At 71.1% G+C, this 24287-nt stretch carries 18 protein-coding genes and 1 pseudogene; 9 read left to right on the top strand and 10 right to left on the bottom strand.

Going from position 1 to position 24287, the window contains the following annotated elements; genetic code table 11:
- The first annotated feature begins 148 nt into the window (after positions 1 to 148).
- The 4 genes from gcvT to ACZ5VC_RS08810 all read left to right on the top strand — a co-directional run bounded on the left by gcvT (position 149) and on the right by ACZ5VC_RS08810 (position 4520).
- Entirely contained in the window at positions 149 to 1279 is a 1131-nt protein-coding gene (gene gcvT / locus ACZ5VC_RS08825; RefSeq protein WP_469119376.1) for a glycine cleavage system aminomethyltransferase GcvT, read from the top strand.
- Positions 1280 to 1346: 67 nt separating this feature from the next.
- Positions 1347 to 1724 carry a glycine cleavage system protein GcvH gene (gene gcvH / locus ACZ5VC_RS08820; protein WP_468706799.1) on the top strand — a complete coding sequence of 126 codons (378 nt, stop codon included), beginning with the start codon at positions 1347 to 1349 and terminating at the stop codon, positions 1722 to 1724.
- 11 nt (positions 1725 to 1735) lie between these two features.
- Positions 1736 to 2998 carry a serine hydroxymethyltransferase gene (gene glyA / locus ACZ5VC_RS08815; RefSeq protein ID WP_469119375.1) on the top strand — a complete coding sequence of 421 codons (1263 nt, stop codon included), beginning with the start codon at positions 1736 to 1738 and terminating at the stop codon, positions 2996 to 2998.
- A 151-nt stretch (positions 2999 to 3149) separates the two neighbouring features.
- Positions 3150 to 4520 carry an L-serine ammonia-lyase gene (locus ACZ5VC_RS08810; protein ID WP_469119374.1) on the top strand — a complete coding sequence of 457 codons (1371 nt, stop codon included), beginning with the start codon at positions 3150 to 3152 and terminating at the stop codon, positions 4518 to 4520.
- A 3-nt stretch (positions 4521 to 4523) separates the two neighbouring features.
- On the opposite strand, the gene ACZ5VC_RS08805 is transcribed toward ACZ5VC_RS08810, so the two are convergent.
- Complete coding sequence (locus tag ACZ5VC_RS08805) at positions 4524 to 5453, bottom strand: CopD family protein (protein WP_469119373.1); 930 nt, start codon at positions 5451 to 5453, stop codon at positions 4524 to 4526.
- A gap of 88 nt (positions 5454 to 5541) precedes the next feature.
- Positions 5542 to 5757 (bottom strand): EF-hand domain-containing protein, encoded by a 216-nt coding sequence (locus ACZ5VC_RS08800; protein ID WP_468707401.1) that lies wholly within the window; start codon positions 5755 to 5757, stop codon positions 5542 to 5544.
- Positions 5758 to 5853: 96 nt separating this feature from the next.
- Between ACZ5VC_RS08800 and ACZ5VC_RS08795 the strand changes: the two genes are divergently transcribed.
- Positions 5854 to 6495 carry an N-acetyltransferase gene (locus ACZ5VC_RS08795; protein ID WP_469119372.1) on the top strand — a complete coding sequence of 214 codons (642 nt, stop codon included), beginning with the start codon at positions 5854 to 5856 and terminating at the stop codon, positions 6493 to 6495.
- Between the two features lie 70 nt (positions 6496 to 6565).
- Here the strand turns inward: ACZ5VC_RS08795 and ACZ5VC_RS08790 are convergent, their stop codons facing one another.
- The 6 genes from ACZ5VC_RS08790 to ACZ5VC_RS08765 all read right to left on the bottom strand — a co-directional run bounded on the left by ACZ5VC_RS08790 (position 6566) and on the right by ACZ5VC_RS08765 (position 13258).
- Complete coding sequence (locus ACZ5VC_RS08790; RefSeq protein WP_469119371.1) at positions 6566 to 7741, bottom strand: YncE family protein; 1176 nt, start codon at positions 7739 to 7741, stop codon at positions 6566 to 6568.
- Positions 7741 to 8526: a polysaccharide deacetylase family protein gene (locus ACZ5VC_RS08785; RefSeq protein WP_469119370.1), complete on the bottom strand. Its 786-nt coding sequence runs from the start codon at positions 8524 to 8526 to the stop codon at positions 7741 to 7743. The genes ACZ5VC_RS08790 and ACZ5VC_RS08785 overlap by 1 nt, the downstream gene beginning before the upstream one ends.
- 375 nt (positions 8527 to 8901) lie before the next feature.
- Positions 8902 to 9405 carry an ATP-binding protein gene (locus tag ACZ5VC_RS08780; protein ID WP_469119369.1) on the bottom strand — a complete coding sequence of 168 codons (504 nt, stop codon included), beginning with the start codon at positions 9403 to 9405 and terminating at the stop codon, positions 8902 to 8904.
- 336 nt (positions 9406 to 9741) lie between these two features.
- Positions 9742 to 10509: an enoyl-CoA hydratase/isomerase family protein gene (locus ACZ5VC_RS08775; RefSeq protein WP_469119368.1), complete on the bottom strand. Its 768-nt coding sequence runs from the start codon at positions 10507 to 10509 to the stop codon at positions 9742 to 9744.
- An 86-nt stretch (positions 10510 to 10595) separates the two neighbouring features.
- Positions 10596 to 11846, bottom strand: coding sequence for a L,D-transpeptidase (locus ACZ5VC_RS08770; RefSeq protein WP_469119367.1), 1251 nt, complete (start codon positions 11844 to 11846; stop codon positions 10596 to 10598).
- A gap of 173 nt (positions 11847 to 12019) precedes the next feature.
- A complete protein-coding gene (locus ACZ5VC_RS08765; protein WP_469119366.1) occupies positions 12020 to 13258 on the bottom strand; it encodes a L,D-transpeptidase in 1239 nt (412 codons plus the stop codon).
- A gap of 169 nt (positions 13259 to 13427) precedes the next feature.
- On the opposite strand from ACZ5VC_RS08765, the gene glgX reads away from it, so the two are divergent.
- From glgX to ACZ5VC_RS08750, 3 genes are all read left to right on the top strand, one after another.
- Positions 13428 to 15680 (top strand): glycogen debranching protein GlgX, encoded by a 2253-nt coding sequence (gene glgX, locus ACZ5VC_RS08760; protein WP_469119365.1) that lies wholly within the window; start codon positions 13428 to 13430, stop codon positions 15678 to 15680.
- Between the two features lie 175 nt (positions 15681 to 15855).
- A complete protein-coding gene (locus ACZ5VC_RS08755; protein ID WP_469119364.1) occupies positions 15856 to 17802 on the top strand; it encodes an ABC transporter ATP-binding protein in 1947 nt (648 codons plus the stop codon).
- Positions 17799 to 19715, top strand: coding sequence for an ABC transporter ATP-binding protein (locus tag ACZ5VC_RS08750; protein ID WP_469119363.1), 1917 nt, complete (start codon positions 17799 to 17801; stop codon positions 19713 to 19715). Before ACZ5VC_RS08755 ends, ACZ5VC_RS08750 begins: the two co-directional genes overlap by 4 nt.
- 366 nt (positions 19716 to 20081) lie before the next feature.
- Here the strand turns inward: ACZ5VC_RS08750 and ACZ5VC_RS08745 are convergent.
- Positions 20082 to 20453: pseudogene (locus ACZ5VC_RS08745) on the bottom strand (MFS transporter); the annotation flags it as partial.
- Between the two features lie 542 nt (positions 20454 to 20995).
- Between ACZ5VC_RS08745 and ACZ5VC_RS08740 the strand changes: the two are divergent.
- Positions 20996 to 23026, top strand: a complete 2031-nt coding sequence (locus tag ACZ5VC_RS08740; RefSeq protein ID WP_469119362.1) for a M4 family metallopeptidase — start codon at positions 20996 to 20998, stop codon at positions 23024 to 23026.
- Positions 23027 to 23090: 64 nt separating this feature from the next.
- Here the strand turns inward: ACZ5VC_RS08740 and ACZ5VC_RS08735 are convergent, their stop codons facing one another.
- Complete coding sequence (locus ACZ5VC_RS08735; protein ID WP_469119361.1) at positions 23091 to 24269, bottom strand: alginate lyase family protein; 1179 nt, start codon at positions 24267 to 24269, stop codon at positions 23091 to 23093.
- Positions 24270 to 24287: the final 18 nt, after the last annotated feature.

Here is a 24287-nt window from a genome sequence, read left to right as displayed (position 1 = left end):
CTGAAAAGTGAGCCGCCTGGCGGCTCCACCCAAGGTGCAAGTCATGACCCGATGTACGTAAGGGTCGTGGTGAACCTCTCAGGTTCCGATGACAGATGGGGAGGATTGTCCTCGCCATCTCATGCCCTGGGACCCGGGAGCCACATCCATGAGCACTGCCCCCCGCCTGACAGCCCTCGATGCCCTGCATCGTTCGCTGGGCGCGACCATGACCGACTTCGCGGGCTGGGACATGCCGCTGCGGTACGGGAGCGAGCGCGACGAGCACAACGCCGTACGGACCAGGGCGGGTCTCTTCGACCTGTCCCACATGGGCGAGATCACCGTCACCGGCCCGCAGGCCGTGGACCTGCTGAACTACGCGCTGGTCGGCAACATCGGCACCGTGGGCCCCGGCCGCGCCCGCTACACGATGATCTGCCGGGAGGACGGCGGCATCCTCGACGACCTGATCGTGTACCGGCTCCAGGAGCAGGGGGCCGCACCGGCCGAATATCTGGTCGTCGCCAACGCCTCCAACGCGCAGATCGTCCTCGACGCCCTCACCCAGCGCGCGGCGGGCTTCGACGCCGAGGTACGGGACGACCGCGACGCGTACGCGCTGATCGCCGTCCAGGGCCCGGAGTCCCCCGGCATCCTGAAGTCCCTCACCGACGCCGACCTGGACGGGCTGAAGTACTACGCGGGCCTTCCGGGCACGGTCGCCGGGGTGCCGGCGCTGATCGCCCGTACCGGCTACACCGGCGAGGACGGCTTCGAGCTCTTCGTGGCCCCTGAGCACGCCGTGGAGCTGTGGCAGGCGCTGACCAAGGCCGGCGAGGGCGCCGGTCTCGTCCCGGCCGGTCTCTCCTGCCGTGACACGCTGCGCCTGGAGGCGGGCATGCCGCTGTACGGGCACGAGCTGTCCACCGCCCTGACCCCCTTCGACGCCGGTCTCGGGCGCGTGGTGAAGTTCGAGAAGGAGGGCGACTTCGTCGGCCGCGCGGCCCTGGAGGACTCCGCCGAGCGCGCCGCCACCAACCCGCCGCGCAAGCTGGTCGGCCTCGTCGCCGAGGGCCGCCGGGTCCCCCGCGCGGGCATGGCCGTCGTCGCGGGCGGAAAGGTGATCGGTGAGGTCACCTCCGGCGCCCCCTCGCCGACGCTGGGCAAGCCGATCGCCATGGCCTACGTGGACGCGGCGCACGCCGAGCCGGGCACGCCCGGTGTCGGTGTCGACATCCGCGGCGCCCATGAGCCGTACGAGGTCGTGGCGCTGCCGTTCTACAAGCGCCAGAAGTGACACTCGGCACCTCCCGTATCTCTCCCCCGTTCATCAGCACTCCCCCGCGTACAGGAGAATTCAGGTCATGAGCAACCCCCAGCAGCTGCGCTACACCAAGGAGCACGAGTGGCTGTCGGACGCCGAGGACGGCGTGTCGACGGTCGGCATCACGGAGTTCGCGGCGAACGCGCTCGGTGACGTCGTCTACGCCCAGCTCCCCGAGGTCGGGGACACGGTCGCCGCGGGCGAGACCTGCGGTGAGCTGGAGTCGACCAAGTCCGTCAGCGACCTGTACTCGCCGGTGTCCGGCGAGGTCGTCGCGGCGAACCAGGACGTGGTGGACGACCCGTCCCTGGTGAACTCCGCTCCCTTCGAGGGCGGCTGGCTGTTCAAGGTACGGGTGAGCGAGGAGCCGAACGACCTGCTCTCCGCCGACGAGTACACCGCGTTCTCCGGCAACTAAGGATGTCCCCGATGTCGCTTCTGAACACCCCTCTCCATGAGCTGGACCCGGACGTCGCCGCCGCCGTCGACGCCGAGCTGCACCGCCAGCAGTCCACCCTCGAGATGATCGCCTCGGAGAACTTCGCTCCGGTCGCCGTCATGGAGGCCCAGGGCTCGGTCCTCACCAACAAGTACGCCGAGGGCTACCCCGGCCGCCGCTACTACGGCGGCTGTGAGCACGTCGACGTGGTCGAGCAGATCGCGATCGACCGCATCAAGGAGCTGTTCGGCGCCGAGCACGCCAACGTCCAGCCCCACTCGGGCGCGCAGGCCAACGCCGCCGCGATGTTCGCGCTGCTGAAGCCGGGCGACACGATCATGGGCCTGAACCTGGCCCACGGCGGTCACCTGACCCACGGCATGAAGATCAACTTCTCCGGCAAGCTCTACAACGTGGTCGCGTACCACGTCGACGACGCCACCGGTGAGGTCGACATGGCCGAGGTCGAGCGCCTCGCCAAGGAGTCCAAGCCGAAGCTGATCATCGCCGGCTGGTCCGCCTACCCGCGCCAGCTGGACTTCGCCGCCTTCCGCCGGATCGCGGACGAGGTCGGCGCGTACCTGATGGTCGACATGGCGCACTTCGCCGGCCTGGTCGCCGCGGGTCTGCACCCCAACCCGGTGCCGCACGCCCATGTCGTCACCACGACGACGCACAAGACGCTGGGCGGCCCGCGCGGTGGTGTGATCCTCTCCACCGCCGAGCTCGCCAAGAAGATCAACTCCTCGGTCTTCCCCGGTCAGCAGGGCGGCCCGCTGGAGCACGTGATCGCCGCGAAGGCCGTCTCGTTCAAGATCGCCGCCTCCGAGGAGTTCAAGGAGCGCCAGCAGCGCACCCTGGAGGGCGCCCGCATCCTGGCCGAGCGCCTGGTCCGGGCGGACGTCACCGAGCACGGCGTCTCGGTCCTGTCCGGCGGCACCGATGTGCACCTGGTCCTGGTCGACCTGCGCAACAGCGAGCTGGACGGCCAGCAGGCCGAGGACCGTCTCCACGAGGTCGGCATCACGGTCAACCGGAACGCGATCCCGAACGACCCGCGTCCGCCGATGGTCACCTCGGGTCTGCGCATCGGCACGCCGGCGCTGGCCACCCGCGGGTTCCAGGCCGCCGACTTCACCGAGGTCGCCGACATCATCGCCGAGGCGCTGAAGCCGGCCTATGACGCGGACGCCCTCAAGGCGCGGGTCACGGCCCTCGCGGACAAGCACCCGCTGTACCCCGGCCTGAAGTAGTTTCGACCCTTTCTGTTGTATTTTCGTTCGTACGAACATCCGGGGCACCGCGCACACTGGACAGTGAGCGCGGTGCCCCGTCCCTTCTCCGCGCTTTCTGCTCCACCCCGGCAGACAACGGCGTCTACCCACCCCCACAAGGAGTTCCCCCGTGGCCATCTCGGTCTTCGACCTGTTCTCGATCGGCATAGGCCCGTCCAGCTCCCACACGGTGGGCCCGATGCGGGCGGCGCGGATGTTCGCCCGGCGCCTGAAGAACGAGGGCCTCCTGGCCCACACCGCCTCCATACGGGCCGAGCTGTACGGCTCGCTCGGCGCGACCGGCCACGGCCACGGCACGCCCAAGGCCGTCCTGCTGGGCCTGGAGGGCAATTCCCCCCGCACGGTCGACGTGGAGAGCGCCGACGAGCAGGTCGAGCGGATCAAGTCCGCCAAGCGGCTGAGCGTCCTCGGGGTGCACGAGATCGGCTTCGACTTCGACGAGGACCTGATCCTGCACCGCCGCAAGGCCCTGCCCTACCACGCCAACGGCATGACGATCTTCGCCTACGACGCCGAGGGCGCTCTGATCCTGGAGAAGACGTACTACTCGGTCGGCGGCGGCTTCGTCGTCGACGAGGCCGCGGTCCAGGGCGAGAACCCGATCGTCCCGGACGACACCGTGCTGAAGTACCCCTTCCGCACGGGTGACGAGCTGCTGCGGCTCTCCCGCGAGACGGGCCTGTCGATCTCCGCGATGATGCTGGAGAACGAGAAGGCCTGGCGGACCGAGGAGGAGATCCGCGAGGGTCTGCTGGAGATCTGGCGCGTCATGCAGGCCTGCGTCTCGCGCGGCATGTCCCGTGAGGGGATCCTGCCCGGCGGCCTCAAGGTCCGCCGGCGCGCCGCGAACTCCGCCCGCAAGCTGCGCTCCGAGGGGGACCCGGCCGCGCTCGCCATGGAGTGGATCACCCTCTACGCCATGGCCGTGAACGAGGAGAACGCGGCGGGCGGCCGGGTCGTCACCGCCCCCACGAACGGCGCGGCGGGCATCATCCCGGCGGTCCTGCACTACTACATGAACTTCGTGCCCGGCGCCGACGAGGACGGTGTGGTCCGCTTCCTCCTCGCCGCGGGCGCGGTCGGCATGCTCTTCAAGGAGAACGCCTCCATCTCCGGCGCCGAGGTCGGCTGCCAGGGCGAGGTCGGCTCGGCCTGCTCGATGGCGGCCGGCGCGCTCGCCGAGGTGCTGGGCGGCAGCCCGGAGCAGGTGGAGAACGCGGCCGAGATCGGCATGGAGCACAACCTCGGCCTGACCTGCGACCCGGTCGGCGGTCTGGTCCAGATCCCGTGCATCGAGCGCAACGGCATGGCGGCGGTGAAGGCCGTCACGGCGGCGAGGATGGCGATGCGCGGCGACGGCAGCCACCTGGTCTCCCTCGACAAGGTCATCAAGACCATGAAGGAGACCGGCGCGGACATGTCGGTCAAGTACAAGGAGACGGCGCGGGGCGGGCTCGCGGTGAACATCATCGAGTGCTGAGGCTCATCCGGCGCCGATCCAGTGGGGGTCGGGAACGACGGTCAGGACGGCCGACAGGAGCAGGATCCCCACGAGCGCGGTCAGCTCGATCCGGGCGGGCGGCGCCGGGTCCCCGCCGCGCAGCATCCGGCGGCGGGCGAGGAGCGCGAGGCCGCTCGCCGCGCCGACCAGCATCAGTTTGGCGATCAGGACCCTGCCGTAGGCCGTAGTGAACGCGACCTCCAGCGGGAGCTTGCGCAGGGTCGAGCAGATGCCGGTGCCCACGACGCCGGCGAAGAGCCATGCCGCCATCCTGGCGTAGCGGACCAGCACGTCCCGGCCGCCCCGGCGCAGGGCCATGGTGCGCAGCACCTTCAGGAGCGTCCCGGACCACAGGGACGCGGCCGTCAGATGGACGACGGTCAGCGCGGTGCCGATGACGGGCCAGTACGTCTCGGGGTGCGCGCGCAGCGCCTCCGCGGCGATCACGACGACGAGCGGGACCACCGCCCATCGGGGCCGCCCGAGTGCCAGGCAGCCGGCCGCGACGGCGAAGCCGTTGGCGGTGAACAGCAGCAGGCGGCCCTCGTGCAGTCCGTAGACGGTGACCAGATCCAGACCGCTGACGGCGGACAGCAGCACGATCTGGCCGGCCGACGCGGCGGCGCCGATGAGGGCGGCGGGGAGGGCCCACGAGCGGGGGCGGGGCCCACGGCCTGCCAGGCGGGCGCCGACCGGGTCGCCGATCGTCACGGCGAGCCCGGAGAAGACCAGCACGCGCAGGACGGATGTGATCCCGGCGGCGGGGACGGGGAGCTCCCCGGTGCCGCGGGCTGCGAGCCGGGCTCCGAACAGGGCGACGCCGAGCGCAATGAGCGCGGCACCGGTGAACAGCAGGGCACGGGCCGTCGACCGAGTGCGGATCTGGGTGCCGTCAGGTCCGGAGAGGGTCACCGGACGATCGTCACCGAGCCGTGGTGGGGCGGCAACCGGAGGCGGGGCGGGCGGCGCCGGCGTGGAGCGCGACGCCGCCCCCGCGAGGTCAGGCCTTGTTGATGTGGGCCCAGAACTCGTCGAAGGACAGCTTGCCGTCGCCGTTGCCGTCCTGGGCGTTGATGACCGCCTGGGCGACCGGCTCGGTGACGTTGAAGTCACCCAGCTGCGCCATGACGCTCTTGTACTCGGCGGCGGTGATCATTCCGTCCCCGTCCACGTCGAACCGCTCGAATGCCGTGCGCGCCGACTCGATGTCCGCCACTGCTTCCACCCCATTCTTGGTGCCTAACCTGACGGGGCTCAGATTATCGGCAGTGCCCGGTGCCTCCGGCCTCGGCCCATGACGGATCATGGGCGTATGAGTGAGGACGTGGCGCGGATCCTGGCGGCGGCCGCGCGGGGGCACTTCCCGCCGGCGGACGGGACGACGGCGGTGGTGCCGCAGCCGAACCGGCGCGACGCCGGGGTCCTTGCGTTCACCGCGCACACGGTGGTCTTCACCGACGAGGACCCGGCCTGGGTGCGCGCGACGCTGGCCGCCACCTCGGGCGATCCGCTCGCCGCGTCGATGAACCCCGGTTTCCTCGGCGCCCTGATGGCCAGGACCGGCCGGCACATGAACACCATCGATCTGCTGACGGTCGCGGACACCCTGCCCGGGGCGCCGGAGATCGCGCTGCGGGAGATCGAGGACCCGGCGCACCCGCGCGTCGCGCGGGCGATGAAGTACCGCGACGACGTCCGGGTGTGGTCGGCGCCGGGCGGCGGCGTACTGGTCCTCGGCCGGGGCGTCGCGGGCCGCTGGGAGGCCGCGATCGAGGTCGACGAGGCGGCGCGCGGCGGGGGCCTGGGCCGGGCACTGGCGGTCGCGGCCCGGCATCTCGTACCGGACACGGTGGTGTGGGCGCAGCAGTCGCCCGGCAACGCGCGGAGCGTGCGGACGTTCCAGGCGGCGGGCTATCGGCCGGTGGGGTCCGAGGCACTGCTCATCGCCGGCTGACCGCCGCGGGGTGCGCGGCGGGCCCCCCGGCGACCGTGCCGGGGGCCCGCGCGGTGTCCGTCACGCCGGGTCAGCGGAAGATGCCGGTGTGGCCGAGCGAGTAGCGGCCGGGCTGCGGATAGACCGCGAGGCCGTGCGGTCCGCCGCCGACCGGGATCCGGGCGAGCTGCCGGCCGGTCCTCGTGTCGATGGCGTACACCTCGGAGTCGTACCGGCCCGACAGCCACAGCACCTTGCCGTCGGCCGAGACCCCGCCCATGTCCGGGGAGCCGCCGTCCGGCAGCACCCACTTCTTCGTCAGCTTGTTCTGCGGGAAGTCGAAGACGGAGATGGTGCCCTCGCCGCGGTTGGAGACGTACATCTCCTTGGAGTCACGGGAGACGTAGAGACCGTGGCAGCCCTTGCCGGTCGGCAGGAGCGTCGGCGTGGTGAACTTCTCGCCGTCCAGGACCCACATGCCGTGCGCCATCATGTCGGCGATGTAGAAGGTCTTGCCGTCCGGGGAGATCTTGACGTCCTGCGGCATGGCGCCCCCGAAGGGCAGCTTCTGCTGGCCGACGACCTTCATCTTCTCCGTGTCGACCTTGAGCAGCTCGCCCGAGAACTCGCAGGAGACGATGAAGTACCGGCCGTCCGCCGAGAAGTCGGCGTGGTTGACGCCGTAGCAGGTGACCGGTTCGGTGTGCACCCTGTCCATGGTGTGCGGGTCGCGGAAGACCAGCTCGCGGTCCATGGAGGCCATGACGATGGCGTACTTGCCGTTGGGGGTGAAGTACAGGTTGTACGGGTCGTGCACCTCGACCGCCTTGCCCGCGACACCGGTGGCCGGGTCGATCGGGGTGAGCGTGTGGCCGCGGTTGTTGTTGACCCAGAGGGTCTTCATGTCCCAGGACGGGACGACGTGCTGGGGCTGGATGCCGACCGGGATGGTCTCGACGACCTTGTACGTGGCGGGGTCGATGACCGAGACCGTGTTGGAGTTGGTGTTGGGCACATAGACCCGGGAGGGGAAGCCCTTGACCGCCGGCGAGAGCTTGCCCGGCCGGTCTGCCGCGTAGAGGTCCTTGGGGTCGAGGACCGGCGGCATCCCGGGCAGCCCGTCCGAACGCACGGGCTTCTTCTTGACGACGGGGGGCGCGGCGGCTTCGGTGCCGTGGCTCGTGGGCCGGGGTGCGGTGGTTCCACAGCCGGCAAGTGTGGTGAGCAGCGCGGCGGCGACGAGACTCTTGGTCAGCTTCGTGGGCATCAGGTCAGCAGCTCCGTGGTGGTCACCGCGCGCAGGCCGCGGCGGTCGAGGTCGTCGAGGAGGGCGGGCAGCGCGGCGACCGTGTCCGCATAGCCGAAGTGCAGGCTCACCACGGACCCACCGCGGATCTGCCCGGTGACGGTACGCACGACGGTCTGGGCGCCGGGTGAGGTGAAGTCGAGCGAGTCGACGTCGTAGGACAGAACGTGCGGGTAGCCGGCCCGCTGGGCGAGTCGCTGGACGAGCGGGGTCGCGCTCCGGGTGCGGGACGGGCGGAACCAGGTGCCGATGGACCCGGTGAGCCGTCGCAGCCGCGTCGCGCACCCGGTGATCTCGGCATAGGCCTCGGCCTCGGGCATCGTGTTGATGTCGAGGTGGCGCTGGGTGTGGTTGCCGAGGTCATGGCCGCCGTCGAGGATCCGGCGGGCCATGTCGGGGTATTGGTCGAGCCAGCCGCCGACGGCGAGGACGGTGACATGGGCGCCGGCCCGCTCGGCCTCGCCCAGCAGCGCGCGGGCGATGGCGGGATCGCCCTGGCCGTGGAAGGTGAGGGCGACCCCGGGACGGTCCCGGGGACCGTTGCTGATCTGGGCGGGCCGGCCGGGAAAGCGCCGGGGGGCAGGGGCGGCGGGCGCGGCGGCCGGCCGGGTGGCTGCGGGGGCGGCGGGCGGTGCGGGAGGGGGCGACGGGGCGGGACCACTGTCCGTACAGGCGGTGGTGAAGGCTCCCACGGCGGCTGCCGCTGTCCCCGCGCGCAGTACGCCGCGGCGGTCGGTCAGGGTCACTCGACCATTTAAGGGGTGGTGGGACCGAAAGGTAATGATTGACCCAATTCGCGACCTTTGCGGGTCGCCATGGATCACCCACACCCCCGTGGCATCGATCAAGGAATCACGCGGGAGATCCCATATTTATTCATGATTTACGAGGTGGGTGACCCATCCCACCTGCGATCCAGAGGCGATCTGTCCGCACTGGTGGGTTTCATCCCGCTATGTGCTTTTGGCGGCATGGCCCCCGTCTGCCATAGTCGGTGACACGACCCCCATTGACCCGGGCCAGGTCGTTCACAGCGGCCGTGGATACACCCCCCTTGTCCACGGCGCTCCACACAGAGCCCCCAGGCTGCCGCACCACGGCATACGGGGGCTTCTGTGCGTTCAGCGGTCGGAGACCCTCATCTCGAACCAGGTGGTCTTGCCCCGGGGCAGCAGATCCACGCCCCACCGGTCGGAGAGCTTGTCCACGAGAAAGAGCCCGCGACCGCTGGTGTCCATCTCATGCACCGGCATCAGACAGGGCAGCCCGCGGGAGGGGTCGCGCACCTCGATCCGGATCCAGCCGCGGCGGCGCAGCATCCGCAGCCCGAAGACCCGGGCTCCGGTGTGCCGGACCGCGTTGCCGACGAGCTCGGAGACGAGGAGGACGGCGTGTTCGGCCACCTGGGGGCCGAGCGCCCACTGACGCAGGATCACGCACTGGGCGAGCCGGCGGGCGGTGGCGGCGGATTCGGGACGGGACGGAAGCCGTACTTCCTCCTCGACCGGATTCCCGAACAACTCGAGTGCCTCGAGCGCCCGTTCGTCCTCGACGGCCGGCGCCCAACGGGCGGCGGTCGCGCCGCCGCGCTGCCGCGGTTGCTCCATGTCCTCCAGGCCCGCCATGCCCCCCATCATGGCCGCCCCGCGCGGCCTCCGGGGCCGTTCCGGGGGAATCGGCCCCCCGGACCGGGTCATTCCGGGGGAACCGTCGGGCATATGCCAGAGGCAGTCCGCGGGCCGGAAACCGGGCCCCACCTGCGGTGACACCCTGTGCACACATGATCGCCGAGCGCATCGACGATGCCGCACTTAGGGCTGCCTTAAGACTGCGCTAAACCACCCACATGGTTGACGCCGACTCACCCCGGTGTGACGCGCCTCGGCATGACTCGGCATGACTCGGCGCGGCACGGGGCAACTCGCCGCAGGTCGACCCGACGGGACTCAACCCGACGCGGATCAGAGGAACTTGGCCTTGCCCGGGCCCTCCTCCACGAAGCTGCGCATCCCCCGCTCGCGGTCCTCGGTCGCGAACAGGCCCGCGAACCAGTTGCGTTCGATGGTGAGCCCGGTGTCGATGTCGGTCTCGAGACCGGCGTCGACCGACTCCTTGGCGGCGCGCAGGGCCAGCGCCGGGCCCTGGGCGAGCTTCGCCGCCCAGGCCAGCGCCTGCTCGTACACCTCGGCCGCGGGGACGACCCGGTCCACCAGGCCGATCGCCAGGGCCTCGTCGGCCTTGACCATTCGGCCGGTGAAGATCAGGTCCTTGGCCTTGGACGGACCGACGAGCCGGGCGAGGCGCTGAGTGCCGCCGGCGCCCGGGATCAGGCCCAGCAGGATCTCCGGCTGGCCGAGCTTGGCGTTGTCGGCGGCGATCCGGAAGTCGGCGCACAGGGCCAGCTCGCAACCGCCTCCGAGGGCGTAGCCGGTGACGGCCGCGACGACGGGCTTGGGGATCCGGGCCACGGCGGTGAAGGAGTCCTGGAGCGCCTTGGACCGCAGGACCATGGCCGCGTGGTCCATGGCCTGCATCTCCTTGATGTCCGCGCCGGCCGCGAACACCTTCTCGCCGCCGTAGAGGATCACGGCGCGTACGTCGTCCCGGCGGGCGGCCTCCTCGGCGAGCTCGCGCAGCCGGTCCTGGGTGGCGATGTCCAGGGCGTTCATCGGGGGGCGCTCCAGGCGGATGGTGCCGACGCCTTCGGAGACTTCGAGAGAAACGGTCATGGGAGGAAGGTTAGTGGCCGTTAACGCACCGGGGCCCGGTGCCGTTGGTCACAGCACCGGGCCCCGCGCGTTCCGCACCGGGCGGACTACTTGATCCACTCCGACCAGGACATGTTCCAGCCGTTCAGACCGTTGTCCGGCCTGATCTGCTTGTCCTTGGAGTTCTTCACGATGACCACGTCACCGATGATCGAGTTGTTGTACATCCAGGCCGCCGGCGTCGAGTCGTCGCCGGCGCCGCGGGCGTCCCGCAGACCCACACACCCATGGCTGACGTTCGAGGAGCCGAAGGTGCCCGCCGAGGCCCAGTAGTTGCCGTGCATGAAGGTGCCCGAGCTGGACAGGCGCATCGCGTGCGGCACGTCCTTGATGTCGTACTCGCCGCCGAAGCCCACGGTGGCGCCGTTCATCCGGGTCACCTTGTACTTCTCGCTGATGACCATCTCGCCGTTGTACGTCGTCGTGGACGGCGCGCCGGCGGTGATCGGGATGCTGCGGATCTGCTTGCCGTCCCGCACGACCTTCATGGTGTGCGCACTGGCGTCCACGGTGGAGACCTGGCTGCGGCCGATGGTGAACTTCACCGTCTTGGTCTGCTTGCCGTAGACACCCGGACGGCCTTCGACGCCGTCCAGGTTGAGCTGCACGGTCACCTTGGTGCCGGAGGCCCAGTACTTCTCCGGGCGGAAGTCGAGGCGGTCGTTGCCGAACCAGTGGCCCTCGATCGGCACGGACGGCTCGGCCGTCACCTTGATGGCGTTCTCCACGGCCTTCGGGTCGGTGATGCCCCGGGTGAAGTTGATGGAGACCGGCATGCCCACGCCGACGGTCGAGCCGTCCTCGGGGGTGTAGTGGCCGACGAAGGTGTTCTTCGGGACGAGGGTGGTGAAAGTGGTGTCCTTCGCCGACTCACGGCCCTCGGCGTCCTTGGCGATCGCGTGGACCTTGTACTTGGTGGCGGCGGAGAGGTGCCGCGTGGGCTCCCAGCTCGCACCGCCGGCCGCGATCTTCCCCTCGACGGGGGTGCCCTTGTCGTCGGCGACGGTGACCGTGGTCAGCGTGCCCTGAGCGGCAGTCACCTTCAGCACGCCACTGGTGGCGACCGAGTCGGCGCCGTCCTTGGGACTGACCGTCACCACCGCCTGCGAGGCGGTGTTCCCGGCCTTGCCGCCGTCCTTGTTCCCCGCGTCGTCCTTGCCGCCGTCGGAGGCGCCGCCCCCGCACGCCGTCACCAGGAGCAGGAGCGCCCCCAGTACCAGCGCCGACAGACCGGTCCCCCCACGGTTCCGCCTGCCGGCCACCCCTGCCGATTCGCCCGATATCGGCTGCCCGTTCACGATGCTGTTCTCCCCTCGCACGGCCTGGCATCGCCACGGCCCGCACCCCCGCGCGCTCCTCAGCGCGCACGGCGTTAGATAATCACACCGAAGGCGGCGAGAGTTGCTCGGGAATGTCACCGTTCAGTAGCAACTTGTCCGTGACGGGGCCGGACCATGCAGGTCAGCGCGTGTCAGCGCACGGCGGAACCGGCCTTCCACTGGTTCCAGTCGAGGTTCCATCCCCCGAGGCCGTTGTCGGGAGCGACCTTCCGGTCCTGGCTGTTGACGACCTCCACCACATCGCCGACGAGGGTCCGGTCGAAGAACCACCCCGCCGGGGTGTCGGGGCTGCCGCCCTTCACATCGCGCAGTCCGACACAGCCGTGGCTGACGTTGGCGGAACCGAAGGTGTCCGCCGAGGCCCAGTAGTTGCCGTGCAGGAAGGTCCCCGAGGTGGTGAGCCGTACGGCGTGCGGCACGTCCTTGATGTCGTACTCGCCGCCGAAGCCGACCGTCCGGCCGTCCATCCTGGTCACGTCGAACAGCTCGGTGACGACCATCTTCCCGTTGTACGTCGTCGTCTTGGGCGCGCCCGCCGTGATGGGCAGGGTGGAGACCAGCTCGCCGTCCCGGCGCACCTCCATCGTGTGCTCCTCCGCGTCGACGAGGGAGACCTGGGAGCGGCCGATCGTGAATCCGACGGTCTTCTGCTGGATGCCGTAGACCCCCTTGGCCGCCTCCACGTCGCGCAGCCGCAGGTCCACCGTGACTCGGGTACCGGGCTTCCAGTACTCGCGGGGGCGGAAGTCGAGCCGTTCCTTGCCGAACCAGTGACCCGCCACCTCCACCGGCGGCACCGAGGTGATCCGGATGGCGCGCTCCACGGCCGCGCGGTTCTCGATGGCGCGGTTGAAGGAGAAGGACACGATCATGCCGGTGCCGACCGTGGAGCGGTTCTCCGGCTTGAAGTAGCCGATGAACCGCTCCGCGGGCACATAGGTGGTGAAGGTGGTGTGCCGGGCGGAGCGGCGGCCGTGGGCGTCGAGGGCGACGGCGTCCACGCTGTACTTGGCGGCCAGCGCGAGGCGCGTGCCCTCGGCGGGCTGCCAGCGCAGACCGTCCTCGGAGACGTTGCCGAGCACCTCCGTCCGCTGCGCGTCCTCGACCTGCGTCACACGGACCCGCTCCAGGCGGCCGCTGGGGACCGTGACCTCGAGGGGGCCGTCGGCCGGGACGCTCCTGGCCCCGTCCTCTGGGGTGATCCGGATGATGTCCCCGGGGGCCCGTGCCTTGCCGGGGATGGGCAGTCCGCCCAGGCCGCCGCCCCCCGAGCCGCCGGTTCCGGTGCAGCCGGCGAGACCGGCCAGGAGTCCTGCCGCCGCGAGGGCGAGGGCCAGTCCGGCGCGCGTCCGCTTCAGTACGTCTCTCACGAGTGGCCCAACGACCACCACCCTCCAGGGGAAACGTGCGTGCGGGTCATGTTGGGAGGTGACCGCGCCGGGAAGAACAGGTGGGAGGACCAACGTGCGGGGAGCCGCGGCCGGGACGCCGCTCGCTTCCTCTGGGCACAGGGCCCGACGAGCCGCGGGAGGCCGACAGGTGTCGAGCGCAGCCGAGCAGGAGGCAGTACGGGAGCCGGTGACGGATCCCGTACGGGAAAGGGTGCGGGAGCCGGCGCGGGGCGGCCCTTCGGGGCTGCCCCGGGGCCCGCAGGTGTGGCCGGGGGCGCCGACGCCGCTCGGGGCGCGGTTTCGCGTCGGCCCCGACGGCACCGCGGGGACCAATTTCGCGCTGTGGGCAGGTGGGGCGGAGGCCGTGGAGCTCTGTCTCTTCGACGAGTCCGGGACGGAGACACGACTGCCGCTGGTCGAGCTGACCCATGAGATCTGGCACGGGTTCGTGCCCGGAGTACGGCCGGGCCGGCGGTACGGCTTCCGGGTGCACGGCCGGTGGGACCCGTGGACGGGCGCCCGCTGGAACCCGGCGAAGCTGTTGCTGGACCCGTATGCCCGGGCCGTTGACGGGGACTTCACGCTTCCCCCCGAGGTCTACGGGCATGTCCGGGACTGGCCGCAGCAGCATGTCGCCGACACCGTCCGCGACGACCGGGACTCGGCGCCCTACGTCCCCAAGGGCGTCGTCGTCCATGACGACGACGACTGGGCCGACGACCGCAGGCCGAAGACGCCCTGGGCGGACTCGGTCATCTACGAGCTCCATGTACGGGGCTTCACCAAGCTGCATCCGGGGATCCCCGAGGAACTGCGCGGCACGTACGCGGGGCTGGCGCACCCCGCGGCCGTGGAGCACCTCGTGGGGCTCGGCGTGACCGCGGTCGAACTGCTTCCGGTGCACCAGTTCGCGCACGAGGACCATCTGCTGCGGCGCGGGCTGAAGAACTACTGGGGATACAACTCCATCGGCTACTTCGCGCCGCACGCCGGGTACAGCGCGTCGGGCACGGCCGGCCAGCAGGTCGGCGAGTTCAAGCGGATGGTGCGGGCGCTGCACGAGGCGGGTATCGAGGTCATCCTCGACGTCGTCTACAACCACACGGCGGAGGCGGGCGAGCTGGGCCCGACGCTGTCGCTGCGCGGGATCGACAACCGCGGCTACTACCGCCTCCAGCCCGACTCCCGCCGCTACGCCGACTACACGGGCTGCGGCAACACCCTGCACGTGGTGCGGCCGCAGGTGCTGCGGCTGATCACCGACAGCCTGCGCTACTGGGTCACCGAGATGGGCGTCGACGGTTTCCGCTTCGACCTTGCGGCCGCCCTGGCCCGTTCGATGCACGACGTCGACATGCTCTCCCCCTTCCTGGCCGTGATCGCCCAGGACCCGGTGCTGCGCCGGGTGAAGCTGATCGCCGAGCCGTGGGACGTGGGCAACGGGGGCTATCAGGTGGGCGCGTTCCCGCCGCTGTGGACCGAGTGGAACGACCGGTACCGCGACGCCGTACGGGACTTCTGGCGCGGGGCGCTGCCGGACGTGCGGGACCTCGGCTACCGGCTGTCGGGGTCGAGCGACCTGTACGCGTGGGGCGGGCGCCGCCCGTACGCGTCCATCAATTTCATCACCGCGCACGACGGGTTCACCCTGCGCGATCTGGTGTCCTACGAGCACAAGCACAACGAGGCCAACGGCGAGGGCAACCGGGACGGTACGAACGACAACCGGGCCTGGAACTGCGGCGCCGAGGGCGAGACGGACGACGAGCGGATCAACGCGCTGCGGCGCCGCCAGATCCGCAACCTGCTCACCACCCTGCTGCTGTCGACCGGGGTGCCGATGCTGGTCGCGGGCGACGAGATGGGCCGTACGCAGGGCGGCAACAACAACGCGTACTGCCAGGACAACGAGATCGGCTGGCTGGACTGGTCCCTCCTGGAGGAGCCGGGTCCGAGCGGGCTGCTGGAGCTGACCTCCCGGCTGCTCACCCTGCGGCAGACCCATCCGGTGCTGCGCCGCCGCGCCTTCTTCGACGGCCGCCCGCAGGGGGCCGACGGTCTGCGGGATCTGGCGTGGTTCACCAGCGACGGCAAGGAGATGACGGAGCCCGACTGGTACGCCCCGAGGGCCACGCTGGGCCTCTACCTGTCGGGGCGTGACATCCCGGGCCGTGACGCCCGGGGAATACAGATCACCGACGACAGCTTTCTGACGCTCCTGCACGCCGGGGACGGGCCGGTGGAGTACCGCCTGCCGGGGCCGCCCTGGGCGGAGGCGTACGAGCTGATCGTGGACACCTCCCTGGAGGACCAGTCACGGGCCCCGGGCACGGTGCATCCGGGCGGCGAGGTGGTGACGGTGCCGGCGCGGTCGGCGCTGCTGCTGAGGGTGCGTACGTAGGGGGTGGTACGGGCCCGGGTGCGCGCGTCCGCGCCCCGGGGCCGCCCGGGACGGGTGCGGGCCGGCCCGGGGTCCCGCGCTCGTCGACGGGGCGGTACGGCCGACCGGGGGCCGAAGGCGCCCCGGCCGGAAATCCTCGTCATCGATGTCGGTGCGCAGCCGTAGGCTCGGCTCGATGCGTCAGCCACGTGTAGCCGCCAAGGACCGTTCCACCGTGCGTGCGTTGCTGCGATTGTGGCCGTACGTACGCCCCGTGCGGGCGCGGCTGTCCCTCGCCGCCCTCGTCGCCGTCGTCGCCTCCTGTCTCGGACTGGTCATCCCCCTCGTACTGAAGTGGCTCGTGGACGGCCCGGTCGCCGACGGCAACCCGGGCGGCGTCTGGCTCGGGGCGCTGTACGTACTGCTGCTCGGCATCGCGGAGGCCGGGCTGTTCGGGATAAGACGCTGGCTGGTGGCGCGGCCGCTGGCGGGGGTCGAGGCGTCGATGCGCGCCGGGCTCTACCGCCATCTGCAGCGGCTCCCGATCGCCTTCCACGACCGCTGGCCGTCGGGACAGTTGCTGTCGCGCGGCACGACGGATCTGATGCTGGTGCGGATGTTCCTCGCGTTTCCGCTGACCTTTCTGCTGGTCAACGGGGTCACGATCCTGGTCGGTTGTGCGATTCTGCTCGATCAGGAATGGACGCTCGGGCTGGTGCTGCTCGCGCCGGTCGTGCCGCTGGTCGTCCTCTGCTCGCTCTTCGAGACGAAGTACGCGCTGGTCGCGCGGCGCGCCCAGGACCAGGTCGGGGATCTGACGACGGTCGTCGAGGAGAGCGTCCTCGGGATCCGGATCATCAAGGGCTTCGGCCGCCATCGCAGCCAGGCGCGCGCGTTCCGTGAGCTGTCGCAGCGGCTGCGGGGTACGGAACTGGGCAAGGCGCGTCTGCTGGCGGGCATCTGGGCGCTCATCATGACCGTGCCGGAGCTGGCGGTGGGCGCGGCGCTGGTGCTCGGGACGCTCCAGGTCGCGGACGGGGCGCTGTCGGCGGGCACACTGGTGGCGTTCCTGTCGACGGCGCTGGCGCTGCGGTGGCCGATCGAGTCGATCGGGTTCCTGCTGGCGATGAGCCAGGAGGCGGCGACGGCGACCGAGCGGTTCTTCGAGGTGATGGACGAGCCGGAGGAGAGTTCCGGGCCCGGGGCCACGCCGTCCGGTCGGCCGGCGGCGGGCGGGGACGCTGGGCGGGCCGGGAAGGCGCATTCCGACGGTGTGCGGTTCGAGGGCGTGGAGTTCCGGTACCCGGACGCGCCCGAGGACAGCCCGCCCGTCCTCGCCCGTGTCGATCTGCACATCCGGCCCGGCGAGACGATGGCCCTGGTCGGCGCGACGGGATGCGGGAAGACCACGCTGACGGCGCTCGTCCCCCGGCTCCACGAGGTGACCGGCGGCCGGATCCTGCTCGACGGCGAGGACATCGCGGCGATGGACCGCGAGCGGCTGCGCGGGCTGGTCTCGGTGGCCTTCGAGGAACCCACCCTCTTCTCGGCGAGCGTCGGGGAGAACGTCCTGATGGGCGTGGGGCCGGACAGGGGACCGGGCGCGGAACGGGCGGACGGGAGCGCGGGCAGGGGCGCGGACGCGGGCGCTCTGCGGCGCGCCCTGGACGTCGCCCAGGCGGGGTTCGTGGACTCGCTGCCGCAGGGTGCGGACACCCAGGTGGGTGAGCAGGGCCTCAGTCTCTCGGGCGGCCAGCGGCAGCGGCTGGCGCTCGCCCGGGCCGTCGTCGGCAGGCCCAGGTTCCTGGTGCTGGACGACCCGTTGTCCGCGCTGGACGTGCATACGGAGGCGCTGGTGGAGGCGGCCCTGCGGCAGGTGTTGCGGGACACGACCGCGCTGGTCGTGGCGCACCGGCCGTCCACGGTCATGCTCGCCGACCGGGTGGCGCTGCTGTCGGAGGGCCGGATCGCGGCGGTGGGCACCCATCAGGAGCTGCTGCGGGGAAACGCGGAGTACGCCTGGCTGATGTCCGGAGCGGGCTCGGGAGCGGGCTCCCTCGACCAGGAGGCCGGGGACGGGTCCGGCGACAGGGTGGACGAGCGGGCTCCGGCCCTCGCCGCCGAGGAGGACGGGACGCGATGACGAGCACGACGACGGGTTCGGACAGGCCGGCTGACCGCACCGGCGGCTCCCCGGAGGAACGGCTCACCGGCGACGAGCGCGGTGGGCCCGGCACCGAGCCCCGACCGGCCGACGGCAGTGAGGGCGGCGACCCGTTCGACCGGGACGCCCTGCCCACGCCCGAGGGTGCCACCGGCGCCCTCCTGCGCTCGCTCCTCGCCGCGCACCGCGTCCGCGTGGCCCTCGCCGCCCTTCTGCTGCTCCTCCAGCAGGCCGCCGTGCAAGCGGGCCCGCTGCTCGTCGCGCACGCCATCGACCGGGGCGTGCCCGCCCTGCGGCGCGACGACTACGGGCCGCTGGTCGCCGTCGCGGCCGGGTACCTTCTCTGCGCGCTGGGCGGCGGGCTCTTCCAGTACGCCTTCATCCGCACCTCCGCCCGGGTCAACCAGGACGTGCTGCTCGATCTGCGCGGCCGGATCTTCCGTCACGCGCAGGCGCTGAGCGTGGACTTCCACGAGCGGTACACGGCCGGCCGGCTGATCTCCCGCGCGACCACGGACGTCGAGTCGCTGCGGGAGCTGCTCACCGAGGGGCTCCAGGAGCTGATCGGCGTCATCCTCGCCTTCGTCTGCATCTCGGCGATGCTGCTGTGGCTGGATCTCGGCATCGGCGCGGTCGCGGTGGTGTCGTTCGGGCCGCTGTATCTGCTGGTGCGCAGGTACCGGCGGCGGGCGGCCGTCGTCTTCGCCGTGCGGTCCACGGCGATCGCGGCCGTGATCGTGAAATTCGCGGAGACGATGAACGGGATCCGGCCGGTACGGGCGTTCCGGCGGGAGCGGCTGAACGACGAGCAGTTCCGGACCCTCAACGAGAGCCATGCGCGCAGCAACGGCGACGCGCTGCTCGAGATGGCCCGCTATGTCGTCGGCTCCCGGCTCGTCGCGAACACGGCGGTCGCCGGGATGGTGCTGTGGGGCGCGTACCGGGTCGCGGGCGGGACGCTGGCGCTGGGGGTGCTGGCGGCGGCCGTGCTGTACATGCGGCGGTTGTACGACCCCATCGACCGGCTCGGGATGTTCCTCAACTCCTACCAGTCGGCGGCCGCCTCGCTGGAGAAGATCGCCGGACTGCTGGCCCAGACGCCGTCCGTCCCCGAGCCGCCGTCGCCGCGCGGACTGCCGCCCCGGGCCGGGAATCCGGGCCGGGAGGTGATCTTCGAGGACGTGCGTTTCGCCTACCGGACGGGCGGCGAGGTGCTGCCGTCGTTCGGGCTGACCATCCCGGCGGGCCAGACGGTGGCGGTCGTCGGCTCGACGGGCGCCGGCAAGTCGACCCTGGCGAAGCTGCTGGCCCGCTTCTACGACCCGACCGAGGGCCGGGTGCTGCTGGACGGTGTCGACCTGCGCGAGCTGGCCGTTCCGGAGCTGCGGCGCGGGGTGGTGATGGTGACCCAGGAGGCGTTCCTGTTCTCCGGGACGGTCGCCGAGAACATCGCGATCGGACGGCCCGAGGCGACGCGCGAGGAGATCGAGCGGGCGGCGAAGGCGATCGGCGCGCACGACTTCATCACCAGCCTGCCGGACGGCTACGACACGGACGTGCGCAAGCGGGGTGGCCGGATCTCGGCGGGGCAGCGGCAGTTGGTCGCGTTCGCACGGGCTCTGCTGGCGGACCCGGCGGTCCTGATCCTGGACGAGGCGACGAGCTCGCTGGACATTCCGGGTGAGCGTGCCGTGCAGCGGGCGATGGACACCGTCCTGCACGGGCGCACGGCGGTGGTGATCGCCCACCGTCTCTCCACGGTGGAGATCGCAGACCGGGTGCTGGTAATGGAGTCGGGCCGGGTCGTGGAGGACGGGCCGCCCGCCGAACTGATCGACGGACGGGGCAGGTTCGCCGGACTGCACCGGGCGTGGCGCGAGAGCCTGGTCTGAGGGGCGGGCGCGGGGCCGGCCTGTCCCGCTGCTTCCACGGGCCGGCCCCGGCTCACACCGGTTCCGCCGCCACGCGGATTCCGGGGACGCCGGGGAAGCGGACGAGCGCGCGCCGCGCAGCAGCCACAGGGACAGGACCGCCGCGGCCGCCATCGTCGGGGCCGCGCCCCCCGCGGCGAAGGTCAGGCCACGCGTGAACGCCTCGCGGGCGGCGGTCAGCAGGGCGTCGTCCCCCCGGACCGTGGCGAGCGCCCCTGCCAGGGTCTCGCGGGCGGCGGCGGGCGCCGCGTCCGGCATGGCGTGACCGTAGACCGCCGCGCCGATGGAACCCAGCACGGCCATGCCCAGGGCGCCACCGAGTTCCTGGCCGGATTCGAGGACGGCGGCGGCCGATCCGGCGCGCTCGGGCGGGGCCGTGCCGAGGGCGAGTTCATTGGCGAGGGTCATCGCGGAGACGAGGCCGGCCGCGTAGACGGCGCAGGCGGTGAGCATGAACCAGAAGGGAGTTGCGGTGGTGGCCCGGGTCAGGAGGGTGAAGCCCGCCGCCGAGACGAGAAGGCCGCCGCACATCACGTACGCGGGGTCGACGCGCCCGGCGAGGGCCGCCCCGAGCGGGGCGGCGACCATCACGCCCACCGACGGCACGACGCTCCACAGGGCCGCCTCGAAGGGGCTCTGGCCCAGTACCGACTGGAGGTACTGGGTGAAGAAGACCGCGAAGCCGACGGTCGCCGCCATCGCCAGGAGGTTCACCAGGACCGCTCCCCCGTACGCCCGCTGCCGTACCAGCGCGAGGTCGACCATGGGGTGGGCCAGGCGGGCCTGGCGGCGGACGAAGAGCAGTCCGAGGACGAGGCCGGCCGCAACACCGAGGAGCGGCCGTGGCGCGAGGCCGTCCTCGGCGAGCTCCTTGATTCCGTGGATGGCACGGAACGAGTCACAGTTCGAGGCGATCGCCGCGGGGGCGGGTATCCGCTGCTCAACACCCTGTTCACACAGGACGACTTCGAGCTCGACCTCGATTCCCTCTTCGAATTCGGGCTTCGGCGAACACTGGACGGCGTCGCGGTGATGATCGCCGAAACGTCCGCTTAACGAACATCGCCTTTCGGGCACCGGACGATTTCCGGCCAAGTTTTTGACGCGGTCCTGACAGCGGGCCGTCACTGCTGCCACTCTTCCCCCGGTTCTGCGCATCACCGCTCCACGCTCCACCACTCTGTTTGCTCTCCCGGACGGCCCACCCAGCCGCCGGTACCCCCCTCGCAAAAGGAGTTCGCGTGAGATCCACGCCAAGCCGTCGCGCCACAGCGACGGGCGCTCTGATCGCCGCCGCGGCCATGCTCGCCGTCGGTGTCCAGACCGGTTCCGCCACGGCGGCCGGTGACGCCGGTACCGCCGCCCCGAAGGCCCAGGCCACCGGCCAGGCCGACCCGGGCGCGCTGCCCGCCGACCTCTCTCCCGCCCAGCGCACCGCGCTGATACGCGCGGCCGACGCCTCCAAGGCGGACACCGCCAAGAGGCTCGGCCTCGGAGCCCAGGAGAAGCTGGTCGTCCGTGACGTCGTCCAGGACCGTGACGGGACGACGCACACCCGCTACGAGCGCACTTACGCCGGACTCCCCGTACTCGGCGGTGACCTGATCGTCGAGGCCACCAAGGCCGGGAAGACCGCGAGCGTCACCAAGGCCTCCCGCGAGCGGCTGGCGAACGTGGACACCGCCGCGGCCATCGCGCCGTCCGCCGCCAAGTCGCAGGCGCTGAGCGCCGCCAAGGCGGAGGGCTCGAAGGCGGCGGACGCCAACCGCGCCCCGCGCAAGGTCGTCTGGATGGCCCAGGGCAAGCCCGTCCTCGCCTACGAGACCGTCGTCGGCGGACTCCAGCACGACGGCACCCCCAACGAGCTGCACGTCGTCACCGACGCCAAGAGCGGCAAGAAGCTCTACGAGTGGCAGGGCGTCGAGACCGGCACCGGCAACACCATGTACAGCGGCCAGGTGACCCTCGGCACCGCGCCCTCGTACACGCTGACCGACACCGGCCGCGGCAACCACAAGACGTACAACCTCAACGGCGGCTCCTCCGGCACCGGAACGCTCTTCTCCGGCGCGGACGACATCTGGGGCGACGGCACGCCGCAGAACAAGGAGACGGCCGGCGCCGACGCGCACTACGGTGCCGCGCTCACCTGGGACTACTACAAGAACGTGCACGGCCGCACCGGCATCAAGGGCGACGGCGTCGGCGCGTACTCGCGGGTCCACTACGGCAACGCGTACGTCAACGCCTTCTGGCAGGACAGCTGCTTCTGCATGACGTACGGCGACGGCTCGGGCAACACCAAGCCGCTCACCTCCATCGACGTGGCCGCGCACGAGATGACGCACGGCGTCACCTCCAACACGGCGGGCCTCCAGTACAGCGGCGAGTCCGGCGGTCTCAACGAGGCCACCTCCGACATCTTCGCGGCGGCCGTCGAGTTCTACGCCAACAACGCCCAGGACAAGGGCGACTACCTCGTCGGCGAGAAGATCGACATCCGCGGCAACGGGACCCCGCTGCGCTACATGGACAAGCCCAGCAAGGACGGCTCGTCCAAGGACGCCTGGTACTCGGGCATCGGCGGTGTCGACGTCCACTACTCCTCGGGCCCGGCGAACCACTGGTTCTACCTGCTCTCCGAGGGTAGCGGCGCCAAGACCATCAACGGCGTGAACTACGACTCCCCGACCTCGGACGGTCTGCCGGTCACCGGCATCGGCCGGGACAAGGCCGCGCTGATCTGGTTCAAGGCGCTCACCACCAAGTTCGGTACGACCACGAACTACGCGGGTGCCCGCACCGGCACGGTCGACGTGGCCAAGGCCCTCTACGGCGCCACCAGCCCCGAGGTCACGGCCGTCGAGAACGCCTGGGCCGCCATCAACGTGGGTACCCGCCCCGGCGGCGACCCCGGCACCGGCAAGGTCTTCGAGAACACCGCCGACGTCTCCATCCCGGACAACGGCGCCGCGGTCACCTCGGCGGTCAGCGTCACCGGCATCACCGGCAACGCCCCCTCGACCCTCAAGGTCGACGTGGACATCGTCCACACCTGGCGCGGTGACCTGGTCGTCGACCTGGTGGCCCCGGACGGGTCGGTCTACAACCTGAAGCCCTTCAGCTCCTCCGACTCGGCGGACAACGTGCAGGCGACCTACACGGTCAACGCCTCCTCCGAGGTGGCCAACGGCTCCTGGAAGCTCCGCGTCCAGGACAAGGCCGCGCAGGACACCGGCTACATCAACAACTTCAAGCTGACCTTCCCGTAACCGGGAGACAGCGGGAGTGACACCGGCCGCCCGGAGGGACCCGTCCCTCCGGGCGGCCGCGCGTTCAGTTGGGGTTGCCCGCGTGGGTCAGCGTCTCCCAGGCGACGAAGAGGTTGTTGGAGCCGGCCGGCCGCTGCTGCTCGGTGAGCCGCCGGGTGCGGGACATCGGGTATCCCATGCGGTGGTGCAGGGCGTTGAGGCCGACCTCGGTCACCGGGCCCGGATGGTCCTTCAGAGCGCCGCCGCAGAGCCAGGACGGCACGGGCTCGCCCAGTTCGTAGGTGGCCTGGAGGCCGAGGGCGTGCCGGAGCCGGTCGGCGATCTCGGGGTAGAGGTCCTGACCCTGGATACGGCTGGTCTCGGCGATGTGGGAGATGGCGGAGAGGCCGTACCCGGTGTGGGTGAGGTCGCGGCAGGTCTCCTGGCTCAGGCCGTCGGTGAAGGTGCTCTGGCCCTGCCAGTAACGGACGATCTCGTCGCGGGTGTCGAGTCCGCTGCCGGGAGCGGTCCTGGGCAGCGATCCGTCGGAGTTCAGGTAGATGTACGCGGGGACGCGCCCGCGGAACTTCGCCACGGCCTTGTCGTAGGCCGCCCGGTCCTCCAGGAAGACCGCGATGCCGATCGCCGCCTCCGTCATGCTCAGCTCCCAGTTGCCGTTGGAGTGGGAGCCGCCCGCGACCTCGGGCAGATAGACCGTGCGGAGCATCGTCCCGAAGCGGCCGGCGTTCGGCCAGCCGCTGTAGGTGTACCTGATGATCTCGGCGGCCCTCGGCCACGAGGAACCGGCCCAGCCCGTCTGGAGCGGGGCGTTGGAGTTGGTGTGGTCCCTGATCACGGCCGACCAGGCGTCCATGATCTCGATCGCCTTCTTCGCGTACCGGCTGTCCTGGGTGACGTACCAGGCCAGGGAGAGGGTGTACGCGGCCAGAGTGTCCTCGCGCTCGTCCGTGCAGCCGTGGTTGGGGTTGGAGTACGAGCCGCACTCGACGATCGCGCGGGGCCTCGGCGTACGGCTGAGCGAGGCGTACTTGCTCGCCAGCATCTGGTCGTACGCCGCCTTCCACGGCTGTGCGCCCGCCTGCACCTTCGCCCGTACGAAGTCGAGCTGCGGGCGGCTGTTCAGGACGCCCGGATGGGTGAACACCGCCGGGGCGGCGGCCGGTTCGGGTGCGGCGACCGCCATGGGGGTGAGGGTCAGGGCTGCCGCCACGGCCAGGACCAGAGCTCTGATTCCGCTACGCATAAGGGGGTGCCCTTTCGT

Source organism: Streptomyces sp. NPDC033174 (genome assembly GCF_055577795.1).
The sequence above is the reverse complement of the archived record's forward strand: the minus strand, read 5'-3'. Positions and strand labels throughout refer to the sequence as shown.